Origin of the sequence: Thalassospira lucentensis MCCC 1A00383 = DSM 14000 (assembly GCF_000421265.1) — a bacterium.
GTDB classification, from domain to species: Bacteria; Pseudomonadota; Alphaproteobacteria; order Rhodospirillales; family Thalassospiraceae; genus Thalassospira; species Thalassospira lucentensis.
This window is the reverse complement of record NZ_ATWN01000010.1, coordinates 140,696-161,014: the sequence shown is the minus strand read 5'-3', so window position 1 is coordinate 161,014 and position 20,319 is coordinate 140,696. Positions and strand designations below refer to the sequence as shown.

Here is a 20,319-nt window from a genome sequence, read left to right as displayed (position 1 = left end):
ATTAAGACATGACCTACTGCGTCGGTTTGATGCTGAAAGAAGGATTGGTTTTCCTTTCTGATACCCGCACGAATGCTGGCCTTGATAACATTTCGCGCTATCGCAAGATGTTCACTTGGGAAGTTCCGGGTGACCGCGCGATTGTGGCACTTTCGGCTGGCAACCTTGCGATCACACAGGCCGTCATGAGCACTCTGCATGAGGCCATCGACGATCCAGAGACCGCACCGGGCGATTGCATCCTTAGCGCGCCCAGCATGTTTCGTGTTGCCGAGCTTGTTGGTCAGGCCATGCAAAAGGTCCAACTGAAATACCATGATACGCTTGAACAGCATCATGAAAGCAGTGCAGCCTCGATCATGATCGGCGGGCAGCGCAAGGGCGGCGATCAACGCCTGTTTCTGGTCTATGCCGCCGGAAACTTTATCGAAGCCACCGAAGACACGCCATACCTGCAAATTGGCGAGCATAAATACGGCAAACCGATCCTTGATCGCGTGATCACGCCGCACACCCCGATCCACGAGGGGGTTAAGGCCGCCTTGCTGTCGATGGACTCGACCCTGCGTTCGAACCTGTCGGTCGGCATGCCGCTTGACCTTGCCGTACTGCCCGATGATGCATGTGAATTTTCCGAATTACGCCGGATCGAAGCGGAAGACCCCGGTTTTCATGCGCTGTCATCTGCCTGGTCAACGGCCCTGCGCGATGCCTTTGCCATGATGCCAGACGAACATAGCACCCCGTCAGACGACTAGAGCGTATTGCATGCTCGACAAGTGCGCGCATGCAAATTATCTATAAAATCATGAAAAATGACTCTGATACCACGATCACCGGGCGCATCACCCGGGCACTGGCCGACCGCATCATTTCTGGCGACATCGGGCCGGGCACCAAATTGCGTCAGGATCACTTTGCCGAGGAATTTGGCGCCAGTCACGTACCGGTACGCGAAGCATTCCGGCGGCTCGAAGCGCAAGGGCTTGTCGTTAGCGAACCACGCCGGGGTGTCCGCGTTGCCAGTTTTGATATCGCCGAAGTCCGCGAAGTTGCCGAAATGCGCGCTTCCCTTGAAGTTCTGGCCCTGCGCCACGCAGCCCCGCACCTGACCAGTGCGATCCTTGACAAGGCAGAAGCCATCAACCGGGCTGGGGAAAATGCCCCCGATGTCCGGGCATGGGAGGAAGCCAACAAGGCGTTTCACCGCATCATTCTTGAACCTTGCAACATGCCGCGTTTGATGGCGACGATTGATGATTTACATGCCGCAAGTGCCCGGTTCCTGTTTTCGGGATTTCGCATGGAATGGGAATCCCCGACCGATCAGGACCACCGCGCCATTTTACGCGCCCTGCATGAACATCAGTTTGATGTAGCTGCCGCGACCCTTGCCCGTCACGTCAAATGGATCGGCACCAAAACCGGTGCCAAACGACATATGCGCGCGCCTTCGTAAGCCGAAATCAACCCTTTTTCTGGTCTGATGATTGGATGGATGCCACGACAGGCATCTGCCTGAGCCGTATTATGCCTAAACTTTCCGATTTTATAGATAATTTTTATCTTTTAAATTCAATTAGATAAGTTGAGTTCGACGAATGATTTCACAAATTTCGCCGTTTAATGAATTTTGGGATTGATTTTAAGCACCAATGACGCCGTAATTAATAGATCAGATTAATTTTTATAGATAATTTTGAATTGCGGTCTTAAGGAGCACGTCATCACCATGGTCAATCCCGTTTCACATGCGACATCTGCACCATTGAACAATCCGGTTTTGACCGGGGCAAAATACTGCCTGATGGTCGTGCTTGGCGTCGCCTTGATCACTGCAAGTGCCAAAACCACCGTGCCGTTCTGGCCCGTCCCGATGACCTTGCAAACCATGGCGATCATGGCAATTGCAGTCGCCACCAGCCCGCGCATCGCTGTTGCAACCATGCTGGCTTATCTCGCGACGGGGGCGGCCGGTTTACCGGTCTTTGCCGGAACGCCGGAACGCGGGATTGGTCTTGCCTATATGATGGGCCCAACGGGTGGCTATCTGGCCGGGTATCTGATTGCGGCGGGCTTTGTCGGCGCACTGGCACGCGATCGTGGTGCTTTTGGGCGCTTTGTCGTGATGATGGCGGGCATGGTGCCAGTCTATCTTTTGGGGCTGGCGGGGCTTTCGGGTTTTGTCGCATCGGAAAAGGTTGTTGCGCTTGGCTTCACCCCATTCATTCTTGGCGACACCATCAAGATTGCGCTGGTAGCCCTTGGCGGTGCTGCGATCACGCGCCTGACCAAGCACAAAGCATCAAACCGCGCTGATGCGGCCTGATCCCATGACAGCAGGATCAACCGATATGGCAACCGCCCACCGCACCCTTTGCGGCGATGCGCCAAAAGCCTCGCCCGATGCATCGCGCCATGACTGGACGGTTGATGCGGTTGAGGCGATTTATCGCAGCCCGCTTTTGGAATTGCTGGGGCGGGCCAATGCCGTGCATCGCGCCCATCACGATCCCGATCATGTGCAAAAGGCCAGCCTGCTGTCGATCAAGACCGGCGGCTGCCCGGAAGATTGTGCTTATTGCCCGCAATCGGCCCACCACCGCGAGGTCAAACTGGGCAAGGAACATCTGATGGACCCGGCATCGGTCATTGAAATGGCCACCCGCGCAAAGGATGCCGGTGCGGATCGTTTCTGTATGGGGGCGGCATGGCGCCAAGTGCGCGACGGAGCCGCATTTGATGCGGTGCTTGAGATGGTGCGCGGTGTGCATGATCTTGGCATGGAGGCCTGTGTCACGTTGGGGATGCTCGAACCCCATCATGCGCAACAGCTTAAACAGGCCGGACTGACCGCCTATAACCATAACCTTGATACCAGCCCGGAATTCTACGACCAGATCATCACCACGCGCACCTATCAGGATCGGCTTGATACACTGGCCGCCGTGCGCAGCCACGGTATTGATTTGTGCTGTGGCGGGATTATTGGCATGGGTGAAACCATCCGTGACCGGGCATCAATGCTTCAGGTTCTTGCCGGATTTGCGCCCCATCCTGAAAGTGTGCCGATCAACGCCCTTGTTCCGGTGGCGGGAACGCCACTTGCCCATCGTGATCCGATTGATCCGCTGGAACTGGTGCGCATGGTTGCGACCGCACGCATCGTCATGCCGACATCAACCGTGCGCCTGTCTGCCGGGCGTACAGACCTTAACCGCGAAGCACAGATCATGTGCCTGATGGCCGGAGCCAATTCGGTGTTTTACGGTGAAAAGCTTTTGACCACGCCCAACCCGGAAGAAGACAGCGACACCGCCCTTTTCAAGGCACTGGGTCCGATCGCGGCCTGAAACAGTTCAACCCCCGAACCCGTACCGCCCGTACGGGTTTCAATTGGCGAAGCTCCTTTAATCCGGGGGCTTCGCCATTTTTTTTTAATCGGCGGGTATCTATGGGCAGGAAAAAGAGATCAGTTGGCTTCGGCCGTTTCGCGGGGCTGATAGATAAAGCCATGGGCCGGATAGATACGGCCAAAGGTGCCAAGCGTGTTCATCATGCGCACTTGCGACCAGTCATTATTGGGCGAGACGTCAACCACGGGCTGACGGTAATGGACTTTGCCGCGTGTGCGCGAATCGCCGCCCCAGTTGGCCTGATTAACCAATATCTTGCGATCATCAAGAATGGCCGAAACAACTGCAACATGGCCGAGTTTCAAACGTGACGTTTTACGCAAGGTCAGGACCGCGCCAACTTGGGGCTGATGTCCACGTGCATAATTCTGGTTGCCAGCCTGCGCCCACCATGTCCAGGCATCGCCATAAATCTCAATCCCCGAGACTTCACGGGCATAGGGCACACATTGCAAAAACTTGCTGGTCGGGGCAAAGCTGTTGAGGTGGGAGTTCGGCACGCTAACATTGGTCAGGAGCTGAACCGTATCACTGGGCATCGGCCCATCAGACCGGGAAACCGATTTTGCGGTGGTAAAGCATGCAGACAGCATCAAACACAATCCGACGATCCCGATCAGGCGCATCTCAGTTCCCCAAAAACATCACAATGAATGACCTTAGACCGACAGGGTTTAAGTAATTGTTTATTGTTGCCCGTCATTGGCATGACATCGGCATTTAACAGCGCGCCCCGAGCTTGCCAATCCGATACAGCCGCCACAGGCCAATCAGTGCGGCACACAAGATCAAGACGCCTGACCCGCGCGCGGTATATTGAATGTTACCGGCCTCAGATATCGCGCCAAGCAACGTCCCACCCAGCGCCATGCCCCCAAAGCTGGTTGCACTCCAGAAACTCATTACCCGACCGCGCAGCCGGTTATCGACGGTCAGTTGCAGGGCGGTTTGAGACCCCACCCCGACCAATGTCAAACCCCCACCGGTCAGTGCGACCAGAACAACTGCCATTTCGTACCATGGGGCAAATCCAAGCCCCAGCATCCCGACCGATGCGCCAAAGGCACCATAAATCGTAATGCGCTGATAATCGGCCGCGTTCGATCCGACCCGTGACAGGAAAAAGGTCGATGCCACCGCCCCGACCCCGCCCGCAGATGCCAGCATGCCAAGCCCGGTGACACCACGTTCATAAACCGCCTCGGCAAAGACCGGCATCAGTTCGACCATGCCGGTTCCGACCAGCGACACAAAGCATGACAACACCAGTACAGACCGGATCATCGGATGGTGAATGGCATAACGCGCGCCATCGACAAGCGATGCCCAGATGCGCCGACTTTTGGCATCGGGCGCGCGGTCCATATGGATCGTGACCACTGAAATCACAAAGATCATTGGAAGGTAACTGAGCGCATTGATCATAAAGGCCGCACCCGTGCCCCATGTCGCAATCACAACCCCACCAACAGCCGGTCCCACCAGACGCGAAATATTGAAATTCATCGCCGCATAGGCCACCGCCCGGCTCATGAATTCGCGCTTTACAATCACCGGCACCAGTGACAGCCGCACCGGTGTCATCGCACTGCCCAAAATACCCATGCATCCCGCCAGAACCACCATCCACGGCAGGCTCATCATATCGGCATAGGACAAGCCCATCAGAAGGAACGACACGGCTGCCTGCCCCAGATTGATCACCATGGCGGTACGGCGCAAATCAACTCGGTCGGCCATCACCCCGAAAATCGGCCCCAGAAAAAACGCCGGTGCGAAATTCAATGCGGCAATTGTGCCGGTCCAGAATGCCGATCCGGTCAAAGACCACGCCAGCCATGACATGGCGATTTTCTGCACCCATAGGCCTTGGGTCGTGATGCATTGCCCAACCAGAAACAGGATAAAATTACGATCAGAAAAGATCGACTGCGGACGTGTATCGCCCGACGCGGAAACCACGCGCGTTGATGATGGCTCGGGTTGATCGGGGGCAGGGGACGGCAAGGAGACTCCAATCGTCAAAAGACAGGCAGATCAGGTTTGGCAAGGACGCAAGGAGGGATGGCACAAAAGCGCCCAAGAAGTCGGACACCGCCAATGATCTATCACAAAGACGATAAGGGCGATTGTCCGATTATACGAAAGACATGCCAGATTGGCATTAATTCTTCGCAATTCATTTGTAGAATACCTTCCCAAAGCAGATCAAAGAACACATATCAAAATCGGGAAACCTGCCGGTCAAAACACCAAGAAAGCCGGAGAACGTCCTCGAACAGCCATTGTGACAGCGCCGGGGTATCGCACCGAATGAACCAGTCTTTCCGCGAGATCGAACGCGAACAATTCGCCATTAATCCGAAAACGTGCGAGTGGACGTTGCGCGCGATGACGGCCCTTCGCGCCAATATCGACATCAATATCAAGATGCATGGTGCGCAAGACCATCTGGCACAGGGCGATATTTTCATGTTCAACCATTTCGCCCGGTTTGAAACCTTTATCCCGCAATATCTGATCGCATTGGAAACCGGTGTTTATTGCCGCTCCATCGCATCGGGGGAATTTTTTGCGCAGGACAATACCTTTTCACGCTATCTGCGTGCACTTGGCGGGGTGCCCAACAATTATGAACGGCTGTTGCCCTTTCTGGCCGAGGAAATCCTGCGCGGCGGCAAGGTCGTCGTCTTCCCCGAAGGCGGGATGGTCAAGGACCGGCGCGTCACGCTTAACGATCGCCCACATCCCAAACGCCCCGATTACAGTGTCTATTCCCGATCCGCCGACGCCAGACGTGCCCATCATACTGGTGCCGCCCTTCTGGGACTGTGTATTGATGGCTTTAAAATCGGTTTATCCGCGCTCATTGCCAAAGGCGATACCCGTGAACTCACCCGCTGGGCCGGTATTCTTGAGGTCGATGAAGATACGCTGCGGACCGTTTTGGCCAAACAAACCTTGATGTTTCCAGCCAACATTACCTTTCATCCGCTCCGCGTTGATCAGAATATTCTTGCCCGGGCGGCGGATATGTTTACTGGCGGGCTGAGCCCGAAGATGGCCGAAGAAATGATCATTGAAGGCAACCTGATGTTCAAACAGACCGATATGGATATCCGTCTGGGCGACCCGGTTGATCCACGCGGTCAGTTTAACTGGCTTGATCGGCGGCTATTGGCCCGGCGCGTACAACGCGCGGGCAGCATTGATGATTTATTCAAACCGGCCAAAACCCTTGAAACCCTGCCAGATCGGGTTACGCAATACGCCCTGACGCGTCATATCTCGCCGCTTCGCGATCACTGCATGGCGGTGATGTATTCCAACCTGACAATCAATGTCAGTCATCTGGCGTCGCGCCTGATTATGATGTGGCTTGATGACGGGGTCACGGAAGTTGATATCGAACATTTTGACCGCACGCTTTATCTGGCGATCAAAAACATCCAGCAGGTCGATACGGTTCATCTGCATCGCGGCATGCTGAACCCGGCCGATTACATCGGCATCTTTGATTTGAAGTGTCCGCAAATCCGGTTCTTTATCGACAGTGCGGTTCAACTGGGCCTGATTGAGCGCCGTGACGGAAAATACTGCTTCCTTGAAAAGTTACAGGCCGAAGCCGGGTTTGATCAAATCCGCATGGACAACCCGATCATGGTTTATGCCAACGAAATGTCCCCGATCCATGCGGTTTGGCAGGCACTTGAACGGGCGCGTGCCGAAGTTGATAACCTGACAGATCGCGACATTGCCCATCGCCAGTTCGATGATGAAATCCGGGCGTGGCAATGGAACCGCAAAAGATACGAAAAACCCAAGTACGATACGATCAATTCACAGGAAACCGCCACTGCCGACAGCCGCCCTTATTTGAACCTGCCCAACGGCAATGAGCATTTCACGCTTGGCGTTTTGCTGGTGCACGGGTTTCTGGCATCCCCGGCGGAACTGTATGAACTGGGCGAAAAATTTGCCGCACAGGGACATGCTGTCATGGGTGTACGGCTTGCCGGTCATGGGACATCGCCCCATGAATTACAAAGACGCAAATGGACCGATTGGCTGGCATCTGTCCGACGTGGCTATGACATTCTCGCACCGTTTTGCGACCAGATCATTATCGTCGGTTTTTCCACTGGCGGTGCACTGGCGGCGATCCATGCAAGTTCCCATCCTGAAAAACTGACCGCATTGGTTCTGGCTGGAACACCGCTTAAGTTCCGCAATCGCAATCTAATGTTTGTGCCGTTGCTGTATGGTGCGAACAAGCTGATGGGCTGGATGCCATCGGCACAGGAAATGCTGAGCTTCCGAACAAACGAGTCAGAACATCCCGAGATCAATTACCGCAACATTCCCATCGGCGGATTGTATCAGTTGCGCCAGGCGGTAGCGGAAATGCAGCGTTGCCTGCCCGATATTGAATGCCCGACCCTGATCTTGCAGGGTGATGGCGATCAAGTGGTTGATCCGGCCAGTGCACGGATGATTAAACGCCTTGCCACCGGGATAACCGATCTGGATGTGCAGATGCTGAAATCCGACCGTCATGGCATCCTCAATGAGGATATCGACAATGCGCAGGAACGCATCCTGCAGTTCGTCGAACGTCATGTCGACTCACCACATCGTATACCCAAGGTGATTTCGGCAGAATAGCGTCATGGCCTAGCCCACCACGGCGGGAATAAACCCTCGCAGGTCTGTTTGGACATGGATGAATGTCAGTTGAATGATGCAAGACACTTCGGCATCAGAGCTTGATATCTTTTGGGCGCCATTTGCGTCATTTGCACCATTGGAAACCTCGATCATCATCATTGCGCAACTTCCACCACCAAGGCATTCTATACTCCGTTATCCCCACTAACATCGGGGCAAGCCCCATAAACGGAGCCCTCCATGAGCAGCTTTGGCGCAGAAGTTATCTGGACCCGTTCGGCAACGGAAAAGTTTACCGACCGCCGGTATTCCCGCGGCCATGTCTGGCGATTTGATGGCGGGGTCGAAATTCCGGCGTCATCATCGCCGCATGTCGTGCCGTTGCCCTATTCGGTTGAGGAAAATGTCGACCCCGAAGAAGCCTATGTCGCCGCACTTTCAAGCTGCCACATGTTGTTCTTCCTGCATTTTGCGTCTGATAGCGGCCTTGTCGTTGACCGTTATGTCGACGCTGCCACCGGGGAAATGGCAAAGATCGATGGCAAAACCATGATCACCAAAGTTGCGCTTAAGCCAAGTGTGACCTATCTCGGCAACGCGCCGGATGCGGTCCTTGAAGCCGACCTTCATCATCGCGCACATGAAGCCTGCTTCCTTGCCAATTCGGTCAAAACAGAAATCACGGTGACCCCGGTATCATAACCGGCACCACCGTGTATTCATGACCCTAGGCTCAGGACCTCTTAATTTGATTGGAATGGCAGACGTTATATTTGTGAAATCCGAGGAAAAGCCCGCCGGGCGGGCTGGTATCCCGGACAAGGGGTTTGACGCAGGAGTTTGCAAATATAACGTCTGTCCTTTGGATTGACCGGATTTGCACGGGCTACTTTGTCGCAAAACCTTGAAAGATATATATCTTCCTGCGGCTTCGCTCCGCGTATCCGCACAAATCCGGTCAACCATTCAAACCAAATTAAGAGGTCCTGAGCCTAGACATTCCAGCAATCAGCTGATCGGCTTTTGTGCGCATATGGCATAACGGTGCTGTGCGCCGCGCTCCAGCCCCTTGGCAAAGCTGATGTGTTTCTTTTGCGCGCTGTGGATTTGCTTGAGGTCGAAATCAACCGTGATCGGGTCAAATCCGGTTTGGCGGAGCATTTCTGAAACCTCATCGGAGCGTGCGCCACCCGAAAAATGCACGCGGGCCAGAATATCACGATGGGTTTTCATCTGTGGTGCCACCTCAACCGCTTTGCGCAGGCCAAGTGTCTGCATGAAATCAGCCATCACCTTATTGAGCTTACTGGCCCAGGTTGATGAAACAAAATCACCATCGACCACCAACAGTTTTCCGCCGGGTTTAAGCACCCGGAACCATTCAACAAATGCCGCAGCTGGATCAACCAACGTCCAAACCAGATGGCGCGTCACAATCACATCATAACTGTTGTCTGGCTCAAGCGTATTTTCCGCGTCGCCCAGCAGAAACTGGATATTTGAGCCGCGCTGTTTTGATTTGGCGCGCGCCTTTTCAAGCATGGTTTCAGACCAATCAAGCCCGGTCACCGCAAACTCAAGATCATGCATCAGATGGCTGATCACAGCGGTCCCACTGGCAAGATCAAGGGCGCGGCGACCATTCCCTTTTCCAATGTGACGTTCAAAAAGCGCATGCCACGCCGCCCGTTCCGTTTCAGAAAAGATTTCGTGACCGGGTTGTTCGTCAAAAGTCGCCGCACGCATCGACCAATATTCCTTGATCTCGTCACGCAGGGAGTAATTGCTGGCCTCATTCATGGTGTCTTTATGCCCTCAACAGCGGAAAACGGGAGATTTCCGCGATTTGTCTCAATCTCTCACAGATGTTCAAATTGCGAATCCGCAAATAAATCGCATTATCATTGCGAAAAACATTGATTTGCATTCTCAATAACTGATAATCCCGCATCAGGGCAATCCTAAATGAGGGAACGGGAATGAAAATTTTTGGTGCAATTGCGGCGCTGACGATGTTAGTTGCGGGATCTGTACAAGCCGCCGAATCGGTTAAAATTACCGACGTCACCGGGCTGGAGGTTTCGGTAAACCTGCCGGTTGAACGCGTAATCCTTGGCGAAGGCCGCCTGATTTATGGGTTGGCAACGCTTGATAGCGAAGATCCTTTCGCCCGTGTTGTTGGCTGGCGCGATGACCTGAAAAAGGCCGACCCGCAAACCTATGACATCTATGCTGCGAAATATCCGCGCGTTGATGAGATTCCGACCTTTGGTGGAATCAAAGACGGCACGTTCGATGTCGAACAGGCGATCTCGCTGAACCCTGATGTTGTCATCATGAATCTTGAAGCCAAAGCTGCCACCGAAGATGGCGGTTTTGACGAAAAACTCGCCGCTGTTGGCATTCCGCTAGTTTATATCGACTTCCGCGAAGCCCCGATGAAAAACACCGAAAACAGCATGAAAATCCTAGGCCAACTTTTTGGCAAGGAAGACCGTGCTGAAGAGTTCATCAAGTTCCGCGCGGACAGCATAAAGAACGTAACCGATCGTATTGCCAAGGCAAACCCGGAAAAGCCGCAGGTATTTATTGAACGTGCTGCAGGCTATTCAGAAGAATGCTGCATGTCATTTGGCAATGAAAACTTCGGCACCATGGTTGAAATGGCCGGTGGCGTGAATATCGCGGCATCGATAATCCCGGGCACCTTCGGCACCATCAACCCGGAACAGGTTGTCGCCTCCAACCCCGATCAGTTCGTGGGTACCGGTGCCAGCTGGGAAGCCTATTCCCCGGGTGGTGCATGGGTTGGTCTTGGCCCAGATGCTGATATGGTCGAAGCTCGCCGCAAGCTGGTTGGTCTGACAGAACGTCCGGCATTCACCGGTGTGAAAGCGGTCGAGAACGGTCAGGTCCATGCGGTTTGGCACCAATTCTATAACAGCCCGTACCAGTTCGTCGTGATCGAACAGATGGCGAAATGGTTCCACCCGGACCTGTTTGCCGATATCGATCCCGAAGCCACCTTCAAAGAGCTTCATGATCGCTTCCTGCCGCTGGATTATCAGCCGGGTTACTTCATCTCGATCAAAGATAGTGCCACAAACTAATGACGACCAATCAAGTAAGTGTCGAAGCAGGGAGCGTGCAGTATAAGGCACGCTCCCTGCGCCGTTTTTTGCTGTTGCTCGCAATGGGCGCAGCATTGTGTTTGTCCTTTGCCATCGATCTGGCGACAGGTCCGGCCAACTATGCGTTATCTGATGTGATTGCGACCCTGCTGCATCCGAGTGCCGCAACCGATCAAATGCGCGTGGTGATTTGGGAAATCCGCATGCCGGTTGCGTTGATGGCGCTGACCGTTGGGGCCGCCCTGTCAACCGCCGGGGCGCAAATGCAGACCATCCTTGCCAATCCGCTTGCCAGCCCGTTTACGCTTGGCATTTCGGCGGCCGCCGGATTTGGCGCGGCCTTGGCTCTGGTTCTGGGCGTCGCGCTTGTGCCGTCCCTTGTTGAATTTATTATTCCGATCAATGCCTTCATCATGGCCATGGGTGCAGCACTGATCATTCATTTCTTTAGCCGTATGCGTGGTGTCACGGTCGAAACCATTGTTTTGCTGGGCATCGCACTGGTCTTTACCTTCAACGCGCTTCTGGCCCTGTTGCAATATCTCGCCAGTGAGCAGGCGTTGGCTGCTGTTGTCTTCTGGACCATGGGTAGCTTGGTGAAAGCCACCTGGACCAAGGTTGCGGTGACTGCCGCCGCCGTTGCGATTGCCCTGCCGCTGTTTACCAAACAAGCATGGGCCTTAACCGCCCTTCGTCTGGGCGATGCCAAGGCAGAAAGTTTCGGCGTCAATGTTCAGGGTCTACGCCTGCGCACCATGCTGATCGTAAGCCTTCTGGCGGCAATCCCGGTATCGTTTGTTGGCACCATCGGCTTTATCGGGCTGGTTGGCCCACATATCGCCCGCATGCTGGTGGGCGAAGACCAGCGTTTCTTCCTGCCCGCATCGGTTCTGTGCGGGGCCTTGATCCTGTCGGCCACCTCAGTACTTTCCAAATTGCTGATCCCGGGTGCGATCTTGCCGATCGGGGTGATTACCGCCCTTGTCGGTGTGCCGTTCTTCTTCTCGTTGATTTTCGCAAGTCGGAGGAAATCATGGTAACGCTGCAACTTGAAAATATCGGAGCGCGGTATGGCAAGGTTCAGGTGGTTTCGGGTGTTACGACACCGTTGATCAAACCGGGCACTGTCACCGCCGTCATCGGCCCCAATGCGGCAGGTAAATCCAGCCTGTTCAAACGCATTGCGGGACTGGCCAAGGGGGAGGGCACGGTCGATACCGGGTCTGCCGCCAAACAGCGCAACACCATTTGCTATATGCCGCAGGATACCGGATCAACCGCCGTTTTGTCGGTCTATGAGTCAGTCATTCTTGCCGCCAAGCAAGGATCAAGTTTACGCGTGCGTGATGATGAACTGACCCGCATTGATGGCATTCTTGCTGCCTTGCGTATTTCAGACCTGTCGGCGCGCAATCTGGGTGAGCTCAGCGGCGGACAACGCCAATTGGTTGCCATCGCCCAGACACTGGTGCGGGACCCGAAAATCCTTCTGATGGATGAACCAACCTCGGCCCTTGATCTGCATCGCCAGATGGAGGTTCTGTCTTTCATGCGTGATATCGCCAAAGGGCAAAACATCATTGTATTGATCGCCATTCACGATCTGAACCACGCGCTTCAATATTGCGATCAGGCCATGGCGATCCGCGACGGTCGCATGGTGGCTTTCGGCCCCTGTGCCGATGTCATCGACAGCGACCTGTTGCGCGATGTCTATCAGGTGGATGGCCATGTCGAATATAATTCGCTTGGTCATGCTCACGTTGTCTTGCGCGGCCCGCATGATGAAACCAACAGCCGCCATAGCACAGCCGTGATGCATAACCCCGTCTCGGACATGTCACTGGCTGCTCAATAAGCATTCGCGAGAATCTCTGCTGACACGGATACATGGAGGACGTCAGGACAAACACATCGCTCTGACGTCCATTCTACGCCCTGTCACATTGATGAGCCTTGGTATTTATCAGCCCTGCAAGGCGTTCAAGCCATCCGCCACCATGACCGGATCAAATTCCGTGATCGTGTAATCGGCCAGATCATGTTGATGAAATGGATCACGGGTCAGTTCTTCTTCAAGTAGAGCCCGGTCACCCTTGGCAAGGATCACCCCGCCATCACGCGGAATTTTGCGTCCAGACGCCAGAAACATCCCCTTGGCATAGGCTGATTTCAGCCATGCGATATGCCCGTCAATATGGGCATCCACTTCTTCAAGCGGGACTTTGTAGCTCAGCGAAACAACAAACATCTTTGGTCCAGCCCATTATCTTGGAAAACAAGGACGATCAACATACCCGAAAACCGTCAGATATGTGGATCAGGATGACGCTTCACCAACGCGCTCGATCAACCGTTCAATCCGCTGGGCATGGGCATTTTCAACCCGCGCCAGACTTTCAAACCATGCGGCAACGTCATCAAGCCCTTCTTCCCGCGCGATACGCGCCATTTCCGGATAGGTCTGATCGGCTTCAGCCCGTTCTAAGGCCAATGCCGCTTCCAGATTAAGCTTTGTCGTACCCAATGCCTTGCCGGTCGTCGCATCACCGGTTTTTTCAAGAAACTCCAGATGTCCGAACGCATGACCAGTTTCCGCCTCGGCGGCGGCTCGGAACAGCTCGGCGGCGTCGGTATCGCCTTCGATATCAGCCTGCTGGGCGAAATAAAGGTATCGACGGTTGGTTTGTGCTTCTGCGGCAAAGGCTGCGCGCAGATTTTCCTCGGTACGTGTTCCCTTAAGCGCCATGTGCGCTGTCCTTATATTATTGTTCGCAAGAATCATTTGTGTGGATGCTTGCGAAAGGTATCAAACAAAACAGGCGGCAAACCCTTGCGGTTCTGCCACCCCTGTATTTGTCCTGAAATCGTTCTGCGTCAAGCAGCATCAAACCAATTTGCACCACCTGACGGCAGATTTCATCAGCCTGTCACCTTGTGCCCAAATGCCGAAATTACCCCGCGACCAAGATGCTGGTCACAGCCAAACATACCGGGGCAATCAGGCCGCATTCCGTGTCGCTGAATTGCGTTTCAGGCGGAAAACAAGATCAACCGACTGCAGTTCCGTGCCTCGCGGCATGTTGGGAATACCGGCAATCTGAATGGATTCAGCGGGAATATCAGACAGCATGCCGTCTTCTTCGCAGTAAAAATGATAATGCGGGGCGGTGTTGGTATCAAAATATGAACGGCCCGAATCAACCACGATCTCATTAAGCAAACCGGCATCGGTGAACTGGTGCAAAGTGTTATAGACCGTTGCCAATGACACCTTGATGGTGTTGGTCATTGCTTCGGAATGAATTTGCTCTGCCGTGATATGGCGATGGCCATCTTCAAACATCAGACGGGCCAGGGCCAGGCGCTGCCGGGTGGGGCGCAGATTGGCCTCTTTAAGGCGATTAAGTGCATTGGTGTATGGACGCCCGGTGGTGGCCGTACGCATGATCTTGCCCCTTCACTTTCCTGACGGGCCAATATTCATTTACGGCCCCGATCAATTCCAAGGCTACCTTAGGGAACCTCTGCGCGCGGTTCTTTGATTTTGATCAACTCCAATCACATCAATCCGCGGCATGCGCCCATAAAAAAGGGCCGGTGAAAAACCGGCCCTTTGAAATGATCTGACAGATCGGTGATCAGTCACCGGTCATGATGCGATCAACAAGCTGTTTGACGGTCGGAATATTGCCGTTGGCATAGAACGGGTCTTCACCAAACTTGTAGGCATTATGGCCGGCAAACATCAGTTCGTTTTCGACCTTCGCACCGTGCGCAATGTTCTGAAGCGTTTTCTGAATACAGAAAGAACGCGGATCAGCCCGTTTGCCGGTCGTGCCACTGTGCTGTTCCCAGTTGGAGAACTGGCACTGTGACAAACAGCCCATGCAATCGATCTGGTCTTTCTTAACCGTCAATGCGCTTTCAGGTGTCAAAAACACCATGGTTTCATCCGGGGTCGGCATACCTTCGGTGTATCCGGCATCAAGCCAGCCACGCACCTTGTCGGCATCATCTTCGCGGACGTAAATCGGACGCCCACGACGGCCCAGCGGAATACCAACATGCAGGTCTGCTTCGGCGGTACGCGAATAGCGCACCTGACGATCAGACCGCTGATGCAGGTCTTCGAGGAAGGTATTACGCACCGCCGAGCTATAGAAACCCGTCGGGCTGAATTTATGCAGTGATACGTCGCCATCCTGAAGACTGGTCAGGCGCTGTTTCCATTCGTCGGAAATCTCGCTTTCCTGGGTCAGAAGCGGACGGGTACCAAACTGGAAGGCCACCGGGGCAACTTCCGGATTGTCGATCCAGTCTTCAAAATCACGCAGGAACCAGACACCGCCAGCCATAATGATTGGAACATGGTTCAGGCCAACCGAATTCATGAATGTACGCAGGTCACGGACACGCGGGAACGGATCTTCGGGCACAAGCGGATCTTCGGAATTCGACAGGCCGTTATGGCCACCGGCACGCCATGGATCTTCATAAACCACACCGCCCAGCCATTCCGGGGTCTTTTTATACGACCGCAGCCACAATGCGCGGAAAGCACGGGCCGAAGACACAATCGGATAATAGTGAACGCCGTAGTGGGCTGAAATCTGGGCAATCTTGTAGGGCATGCCCGCACCACAGGTCACCCCGTGAATAAGGCCTTTGGCACCTTCAAGCACACCCTCAAGGATGGGTTCGGCGCCACCCATTTCCCACAAGACGTTCATATGCAAACGGCCTTCGCCGTTCCGCATTTCGTGGGCAATCTGAGCCTGTGCAATGCCGCCGCGAATACCGTACGCAATCAGTTCCTGATGGCGGTCACCACGGGTTTTTCCTGCGTATTCGATCGGAACCATGTTGCCGTTCTCGTCATACGAGTCAGCATTCACAGCGGAAAAAGTTCCGATACCGCCGGCAGCGGCCCATGCGCCGGAACTTTTGCCCGTCGATACAGCGACGCCTTTGCCACCTTCGATAACTGGCAAGACTTCTTTACCCGACATGACGAGCGGATTAAGGGCTTTCAAGTTCGTCTCTCCCATTCGGCAATTTGCCAGCGACACCCCTGCATCGCTTTGACTGCCGGACGACGTTACATTTTTATCGTCGTCCGGCATCCAATTTGCTTATTCGGCGTCGCCTGCTTCGAGGTCTGCACCGGTTTCCTGGTCGACACGTTTCATCGACAGTTTGATCTTGCCGCGATCATCGAAACCGATGACTTTGACTTTAACTGCATCGCCTTCTTTCACGATATCCGAAACCTGTTTGACACGCTCAGGTGCCAGTTCGGAAATGTGAACAAGACCGTCGCGGGCGCCAAAGAAGTTTACGAACGCACCAAAGTCGACAGCCTTAACGACCTTACCATCATAGATATGATCCAATTCAGGTTCTGCAACGATTGATTTGATCCAATCAACAGCTTGCTTGCCTTTTGCACCATCGGTATGTGCGACAGTGATCGAACCATCATCTTCGATATCGACTTTTGCGCCGGTCTCTTCGCAGATTTCGCGAATAACCTTACCGCCCGAACCGATGACATCACGAATTTTGTCTTTCGGGATCGAGAACTGGGTAATGGTCGGTGCATTGCCCGATACTTCACCACGTGCTTCCGGAAGCGCTTTGGACATTTCACCAAGGATATGCAAACGGCCGTCACGTGCCTGTTTCAGGGCGATCTGCATGATGTCTGCGGTCACCGAGGTGATCTTGATGTCCATCTGCAGCGAGGTAATGCCGTTTTCGGTACCAGCAACTTTAAAGTCCATGTCACCAAGGTGATCTTCATCACCCATGATGTCAGAAAGAACGGCAAAGTCGTCTGATTCCTTGATCAGGCCCATCGCAATACCCGCAACTGGACGTACCAGCGGAACACCGGCATCCATCATTGCAAGCGAGCTTGCACACACCGTCGCCATCGAAGACGAACCGTTCGATTCAGTAACTTCCGAAACAATACGGGTAGTGTACGGGAAGGCGTCTTTGGTTGGCATCAACGGGTGCAGCGCACGCCATGCAAGTTTACCATGACCGATTTCACGACGGCCAGGCGACCCCATGCGGCCAGCTTCACCAACCGAGTACGGCGGGAAGTTGTAATGCAGCATGAAGCTTTCCCGGTATTCACCGTCAAGCGCATCGACGATCTGCTCGTCCTGACCGGTACCAAGGGTAACAACAGCCAGTGCCTGCGTTTCACCACGGGTAAAGATCGCAGAACCGTGCGAACGCGGCAGAACCGAAACTTCGCCCATGATCGAACGAACGTCTGCGCCAGTACGACCATCAATACGTTTGCCGGTTTTCAGGATCGCACCGCGAACGATGTCTTTTTCCAGATCCTTGATGATCGACGAAACTTTGCCTTTAAGTCCATCAGGAACTTCATCGCCAAGTTTCTCGACGATTTCAGCTTTGGCAACCGAAATTGCAGCCGAACGTTCCTGTTTGACAACATGGCCATAAGCTTTGGTCAGGGCATCGGTGCCAAGACCAGCAACTTTTTCGACCAATGCGTCATAACCTTCTGGCAGTTCAGCAATAGCGCGCGGCTCTTTGGCAGCATCTTCAGCCAGATCGATGATCAGGTCGAGAACGCCCTGGAACTGATCGTGACCAAATTTAACTGCACCAAGCATGATTTCTTCGGACAGCTCGGATGCTTCGGACTCAACCATCATCACGCCATCGCGGGTACCCGCAACAACAAGATCAAGATCGCCTTCTTTAACCGAGTCGGTCGCCGGGTTGAGGATGTACTCACCATCTGCATAACCAACGCGCGCAGCACCAATCGGGCCGAGGAACGGCAGGCCAGAAATCGTCAGCGCAGCCGAGGTGCCGATCATGGCAACCACATCCGGATCGTGTTCCATGTCGTGCGACAGAACGGTACAAACGATCTGGGTGTCGTTGCGATACAGCGGGTGGAACAGCGGGCGGATCGGACGGTCGATCAGACGCGAAACAAGGGTTTCTTTTTCCGAAGGACGGCCTTCACGTTTGAAGAAACCACCTGGGATTTTACCCGCGGCAAATGCTTTTTCCTGGTAGTTAACCGTCAGCGGGAAAAAGTCGACATCCGGGCGCGGCTGTTTGGCGCCAACAGCAGTACAAAGAACAACGGTCTCACCATAGGTGACCTTGACAGCACCATCGGCCTGACGGGCGATTTTACCAGTTTCAAGGGTCAGAGTGGCGTTGCCCCACTGCATTTCCTTACGGACGACATTAAACATTATTTTCTCTTCCTCTTACAAACATCTGACGGACCCGTAATCATACACGAGTTCCGAACACATTAATTATGAGGCTTTGGTAACAGCTTCATAATTAATGGGTCCGGATTAAGCATCTGGTCGGCCCATCCGACCCTACTTCCCGTGTTCTGATCCATCAGAACAATAAAAAACGACGGCGGAGGTCACCCTCCGCCGTAGTTCGAAATCAGCGGCGAATACCGAGACGTGCAATGACGGTCTCGTAACGCGACTGGTCTTTGCGCTGCAGATACTTCAGCAGGCGACGACGCTGGCCGACCATCATGAGAAGACCACGACGGCTATGGAAGTCGTGTTTGTGTTCTTTCATGTGTTCGGTAAGGTTCTTGATCCGTTCGGTCAGGATTGAAACCTGGACTTCGGGGGAACCGGTGTCACCGTCTTTCTGAGCGTATTCTTTGATCAGCTCGGCTTTGCGTTCAGCAGTAATCGACATCAGGCATCCTTTCGCCTTTAGAGATTAAAAACACGTACGGGCCGAATTTCGCCACCACTTATCTCCGCCAACGCAACAGCGCGGTTATGGAGCATGGCACAGACGATTTCGTCCTGCACGACGGGGTTTTCGAGGGCACTTCGCTTTGCAACCGGCAACAGTCCTACGGACTGGCCAGATGAAAGGCGTTGCGCCTCGACTTCGGTCAGGGCCAGCGCCGGGATGTCGTCCAGCGCGGTCTCAACCGGAAGCATTTTCTTCAACACCTCTTCGGGGTCCATTTCGAGCAGATCCTGCAAGCGAATGGAATCACCCTCCGAAAACGGCCCCGCCGAAGTCCGGCGAAGCGCGGCGATATAGCCAACAGTACCAAGGCGCAGCGCAATATCGCGCGCCAAAGATCGCATATATGCCCCTTTGCCCGATATGACATCGAACACAGCATGATCGCGATCTGGCATATCGACCAGTCGAAGATCCTTGATCAGAATCGGACGTGGTTTTAACACCACCTCTTCATCGCGACGCGCAAGGTCATAGGCACGCTTGCCGTTGACCTTGATCGCCGAAAACTTTGGCGGCACCTGCTGAATTTCACCCGTAAATTCATTCAGCACGGCCTTAATTTCGTCTGCACTCGGACGATGATCAGACGTTTCGATAACGTCGCCTTCTGCATCATCCGTGCTGCGTGCTTCGCCGAACTTCAGCGTAACACGATAACTTTTGCTGCCATCCATGACATAAGCAACCGTTTTGGTTGCTTCGCCAAAAGCAATTGGCAACACACCAGACGCCAATGGGTCAAGTGTCCCGCCATGTCCGGCTTTGGCTGCATCTAACAGACGACGCACCTGATTGACCACGGTTGATGACGTGATCTCCAGTGGTTTATCGACCGCCAACCAGCCATTAATGCTTTTACCGCGACGACGACGCGCCATCAGTCGTCCTCATTTTCCGGTTCGTTTGAACCACCATCCGCAAGATCCTGAGCAACGTGCGGATCGCGCAACAAAGCTCCGATATGGTCGGCGACATCAAAACTTTTGTCTTCGATAAATCGCAATGCCGGCACATATTTCATGTGAACCTTCTGGGCCACATGATTGCGCAGGTGACCCTTCTGGCGCGTCAGCGCCTTGAGCGAGGCTTCCGCCTCACCCCCGCCAAGCGGCGTAAAGGATACCATAGCATTGCGCATATCCGGTGAAAGACTGACACCCGTAATGGTAACCGGGCGACGGGTCAGTTCCGGTTCGTAAATATCGCCGCGTTCCAACGCCTGCGACAGCGCCTGACGGATTTCTTCCGCCACTCGGAGCTGTCGCTGACTTGGTGCTTTGGCTGGTTGCTTCGCCATTTCA

Annotated in this window: 21 protein-coding genes; 9 read left to right on the top strand and 12 right to left on the bottom strand. The window is 54.0% G+C overall.

Translation table 11 applies throughout. The features are described 5' to 3' along the window. The first annotated feature begins 8 nt into the window (after positions 1-8). From K355_RS0119120 to bioB, 4 genes are all read left to right on the top strand, one after another. Positions 9-758, top strand: a complete 750-nt coding sequence (locus tag K355_RS0119120; RefSeq protein WP_022733770.1) for a proteasome-type protease — start codon at positions 9-11, stop codon at positions 756-758. Positions 759-787: 29 nt separating this feature from the next. Continuing rightward, positions 788-1,459 (top strand): GntR family transcriptional regulator, encoded by a 672-nt coding sequence (locus tag K355_RS0119115; protein WP_022733769.1) that lies wholly within the window; start codon positions 788-790, stop codon positions 1,457-1,459. A gap of 273 nt (positions 1,460-1,732) precedes the next feature. Beyond that, a complete protein-coding gene (locus K355_RS0119110; protein WP_022733768.1) occupies positions 1,733-2,329 on the top strand; it encodes a biotin transporter BioY in 597 nt (198 codons plus the stop codon). Between the two features lie 4 nt (positions 2,330-2,333). Then, positions 2,334-3,353 carry a biotin synthase BioB gene (gene bioB / locus K355_RS24480; RefSeq protein ID WP_169369021.1) on the top strand — a complete coding sequence of 340 codons (1,020 nt, stop codon included), beginning with the start codon at positions 2,334-2,336 and terminating at the stop codon, positions 3,351-3,353. A 119-nt stretch (positions 3,354-3,472) separates the two neighbouring features. Here bioB and K355_RS0119100 read toward each other — a convergent pair whose 3' ends face one another. Both K355_RS0119100 and K355_RS0119095 read right to left on the bottom strand, forming a co-directional pair. Then, entirely contained in the window at positions 3,473-4,042 is a 570-nt protein-coding gene (locus K355_RS0119100; RefSeq protein WP_022733766.1) for a CHAP domain-containing protein, read from the bottom strand. A 94-nt stretch (positions 4,043-4,136) separates the two neighbouring features. Then, positions 4,137-5,423, bottom strand: a complete 1,287-nt coding sequence (locus K355_RS0119095) for an MFS transporter (RefSeq protein ID WP_022733765.1) — start codon at positions 5,421-5,423, stop codon at positions 4,137-4,139. Between the two features lie 306 nt (positions 5,424-5,729). On the opposite strand from K355_RS0119095, the gene K355_RS24475 reads away from it, so the two are divergent. After that, complete coding sequence (locus K355_RS24475; RefSeq protein WP_022733764.1) at positions 5,730-8,081, top strand: alpha/beta hydrolase; 2,352 nt, start codon at positions 5,730-5,732, stop codon at positions 8,079-8,081. A 9-nt stretch (positions 8,082-8,090) separates the two neighbouring features. Here K355_RS24475 and K355_RS25630 read toward each other — a convergent pair whose 3' ends face one another. After that, positions 8,091-8,243, bottom strand: coding sequence for a hypothetical protein (locus K355_RS25630; RefSeq protein ID WP_022733763.1), 153 nt, complete (start codon positions 8,241-8,243; stop codon positions 8,091-8,093). An 81-nt stretch (positions 8,244-8,324) separates the two neighbouring features. On the opposite strand from K355_RS25630, the gene K355_RS0119080 reads away from it, so the two are divergent. Beyond that, positions 8,325-8,786 (top strand): OsmC family protein, encoded by a 462-nt coding sequence (locus K355_RS0119080; protein ID WP_022733762.1) that lies wholly within the window; start codon positions 8,325-8,327, stop codon positions 8,784-8,786. A 306-nt stretch (positions 8,787-9,092) separates the two neighbouring features. Here K355_RS0119080 and K355_RS0119075 read toward each other — a convergent pair whose 3' ends face one another. Continuing rightward, positions 9,093-9,884, bottom strand: a complete 792-nt coding sequence (locus K355_RS0119075) for a class I SAM-dependent methyltransferase (RefSeq protein WP_022733761.1) — start codon at positions 9,882-9,884, stop codon at positions 9,093-9,095. A gap of 179 nt (positions 9,885-10,063) precedes the next feature. On the opposite strand from K355_RS0119075, the gene K355_RS0119070 reads away from it, so the two are divergent. From K355_RS0119070 to K355_RS0119060, 3 genes are read left to right on the top strand one after another with little or no spacing between them, the layout of a single operon-like run. Next, complete coding sequence (locus K355_RS0119070) at positions 10,064-11,194, top strand: ABC transporter substrate-binding protein (RefSeq protein WP_022733760.1); 1,131 nt, start codon at positions 10,064-10,066, stop codon at positions 11,192-11,194. Then, positions 11,194-12,255, top strand: a complete 1,062-nt coding sequence (locus K355_RS0119065) for a FecCD family ABC transporter permease (RefSeq protein ID WP_022733759.1) — start codon at positions 11,194-11,196, stop codon at positions 12,253-12,255. The genes K355_RS0119070 and K355_RS0119065 overlap by 1 nt, the downstream gene beginning before the upstream one ends. Continuing rightward, positions 12,249-13,073, top strand: coding sequence for an ABC transporter ATP-binding protein (locus K355_RS0119060; protein WP_022733758.1), 825 nt, complete (start codon positions 12,249-12,251; stop codon positions 13,071-13,073). The genes K355_RS0119065 and K355_RS0119060 overlap by 7 nt, the downstream gene beginning before the upstream one ends. A gap of 108 nt (positions 13,074-13,181) precedes the next feature. Here the strand turns inward: K355_RS0119060 and K355_RS0119055 are convergent, their stop codons facing one another. The 8 genes from K355_RS0119055 to rbfA all read right to left on the bottom strand — a co-directional run bounded on the left by K355_RS0119055 (position 13,182) and on the right by rbfA (position 20,315). Beyond that, positions 13,182-13,466 carry a YciI family protein gene (locus tag K355_RS0119055; RefSeq protein WP_022733757.1) on the bottom strand — a complete coding sequence of 95 codons (285 nt, stop codon included), beginning with the start codon at positions 13,464-13,466 and terminating at the stop codon, positions 13,182-13,184. Positions 13,467-13,535: 69 nt separating this feature from the next. Continuing rightward, positions 13,536-13,964 carry a rubrerythrin family protein gene (locus tag K355_RS0119050; protein WP_022733756.1) on the bottom strand — a complete coding sequence of 143 codons (429 nt, stop codon included), beginning with the start codon at positions 13,962-13,964 and terminating at the stop codon, positions 13,536-13,538. 252 nt (positions 13,965-14,216) lie between these two features. Continuing rightward, positions 14,217-14,663, bottom strand: coding sequence for an iron response transcriptional regulator IrrA (gene irrA / locus K355_RS0119045; protein WP_022733755.1), 447 nt, complete (start codon positions 14,661-14,663; stop codon positions 14,217-14,219). Positions 14,664-14,856: 193 nt separating this feature from the next. Next, a complete protein-coding gene (locus K355_RS0119040) occupies positions 14,857-16,251 on the bottom strand; it encodes an NAD(P)H-dependent flavin oxidoreductase (RefSeq protein ID WP_028791762.1) in 1,395 nt (464 codons plus the stop codon). 99 nt (positions 16,252-16,350) lie between these two features. Then, the gene (gene pnp, locus K355_RS0119035) at positions 16,351-18,474 is read right to left on the bottom strand and encodes a polyribonucleotide nucleotidyltransferase (protein WP_022733753.1); all 2,124 of its coding nucleotides are present in this window, start codon (positions 18,472-18,474) and stop codon (positions 16,351-16,353) included. A gap of 208 nt (positions 18,475-18,682) precedes the next feature. After that, positions 18,683-18,952 (bottom strand): 30S ribosomal protein S15, encoded by a 270-nt coding sequence (gene rpsO, locus K355_RS0119030; RefSeq protein WP_022733752.1) that lies wholly within the window; start codon positions 18,950-18,952, stop codon positions 18,683-18,685. Positions 18,953-18,969: 17 nt separating this feature from the next. Then, positions 18,970-19,896 (bottom strand): tRNA pseudouridine(55) synthase TruB, encoded by a 927-nt coding sequence (gene truB, locus K355_RS0119025; protein WP_022733751.1) that lies wholly within the window; start codon positions 19,894-19,896, stop codon positions 18,970-18,972. Then, entirely contained in the window at positions 19,896-20,315 is a 420-nt protein-coding gene (gene rbfA / locus K355_RS0119020; protein ID WP_022733750.1) for a 30S ribosome-binding factor RbfA, read from the bottom strand. Before rbfA ends, truB begins: the two co-directional genes overlap by 1 nt. Positions 20,316-20,319: the final 4 nt, after the last annotated feature.

Bases quoted from the DNA above. Each gene is read 5' to 3' on its own strand.
- irrA (WP_022733755.1), bottom strand. From the start codon at position 14,663: ATGCGTACGGCCACCACCGGGCGTCCATACACCAATGCACTTAATCGC.
- rbfA (WP_022733750.1), bottom strand. From the start codon at position 20,315: ATGGCGAAGCAACCAGCCAAAGCACCAAGTCAGCGACAGCTCCGAGTG.
- K355_RS0119110 (WP_022733768.1), top strand. From the start codon at position 1,733: ATGGTCAATCCCGTTTCACATGCGACATCTGCACCATTGAACAATCCG.
- truB (WP_022733751.1), bottom strand. From the start codon at position 19,896: ATGGCGCGTCGTCGTCGCGGTAAAAGCATTAATGGCTGGTTGGCGGTC.
- K355_RS0119075 (WP_022733761.1), bottom strand. From the start codon at position 9,884: ATGAATGAGGCCAGCAATTACTCCCTGCGTGACGAGATCAAGGAATAT.
- K355_RS0119065 (WP_022733759.1), top strand. From the start codon at position 11,194: ATGACGACCAATCAAGTAAGTGTCGAAGCAGGGAGCGTGCAGTATAAG.
- K355_RS0119060 (WP_022733758.1), top strand. From the start codon at position 12,249: ATGGTAACGCTGCAACTTGAAAATATCGGAGCGCGGTATGGCAAGGTT.
- bioB (WP_169369021.1), top strand. From the start codon at position 2,334: ATGACAGCAGGATCAACCGATATGGCAACCGCCCACCGCACCCTTTGC.
- K355_RS25630 (WP_022733763.1), bottom strand. From the start codon at position 8,243: ATGATGATGATCGAGGTTTCCAATGGTGCAAATGACGCAAATGGCGCC.
- K355_RS0119100 (WP_022733766.1), bottom strand. From the start codon at position 4,042: ATGCGCCTGATCGGGATCGTCGGATTGTGTTTGATGCTGTCTGCATGC.
- K355_RS24475 (WP_022733764.1), top strand. From the start codon at position 5,730: ATGAACCAGTCTTTCCGCGAGATCGAACGCGAACAATTCGCCATTAAT.
- pnp (WP_022733753.1), bottom strand. From the start codon at position 18,474: ATGTTTAATGTCGTCCGTAAGGAAATGCAGTGGGGCAACGCCACTCTG.
- K355_RS0119115 (WP_022733769.1), top strand. From the start codon at position 788: ATGCAAATTATCTATAAAATCATGAAAAATGACTCTGATACCACGATC.
- K355_RS0119050 (WP_022733756.1), bottom strand. From the start codon at position 13,964: ATGGCGCTTAAGGGAACACGTACCGAGGAAAATCTGCGCGCAGCCTTT.
- K355_RS0119070 (WP_022733760.1), top strand. From the start codon at position 10,064: ATGAAAATTTTTGGTGCAATTGCGGCGCTGACGATGTTAGTTGCGGGA.
- K355_RS0119120 (WP_022733770.1), top strand. From the start codon at position 9: ATGACCTACTGCGTCGGTTTGATGCTGAAAGAAGGATTGGTTTTCCTT.
- K355_RS0119080 (WP_022733762.1), top strand. From the start codon at position 8,325: ATGAGCAGCTTTGGCGCAGAAGTTATCTGGACCCGTTCGGCAACGGAA.
- K355_RS0119055 (WP_022733757.1), bottom strand. From the start codon at position 13,466: ATGTTTGTTGTTTCGCTGAGCTACAAAGTCCCGCTTGAAGAAGTGGAT.
- rpsO (WP_022733752.1), bottom strand. From the start codon at position 18,952: ATGTCGATTACTGCTGAACGCAAAGCCGAGCTGATCAAAGAATACGCT.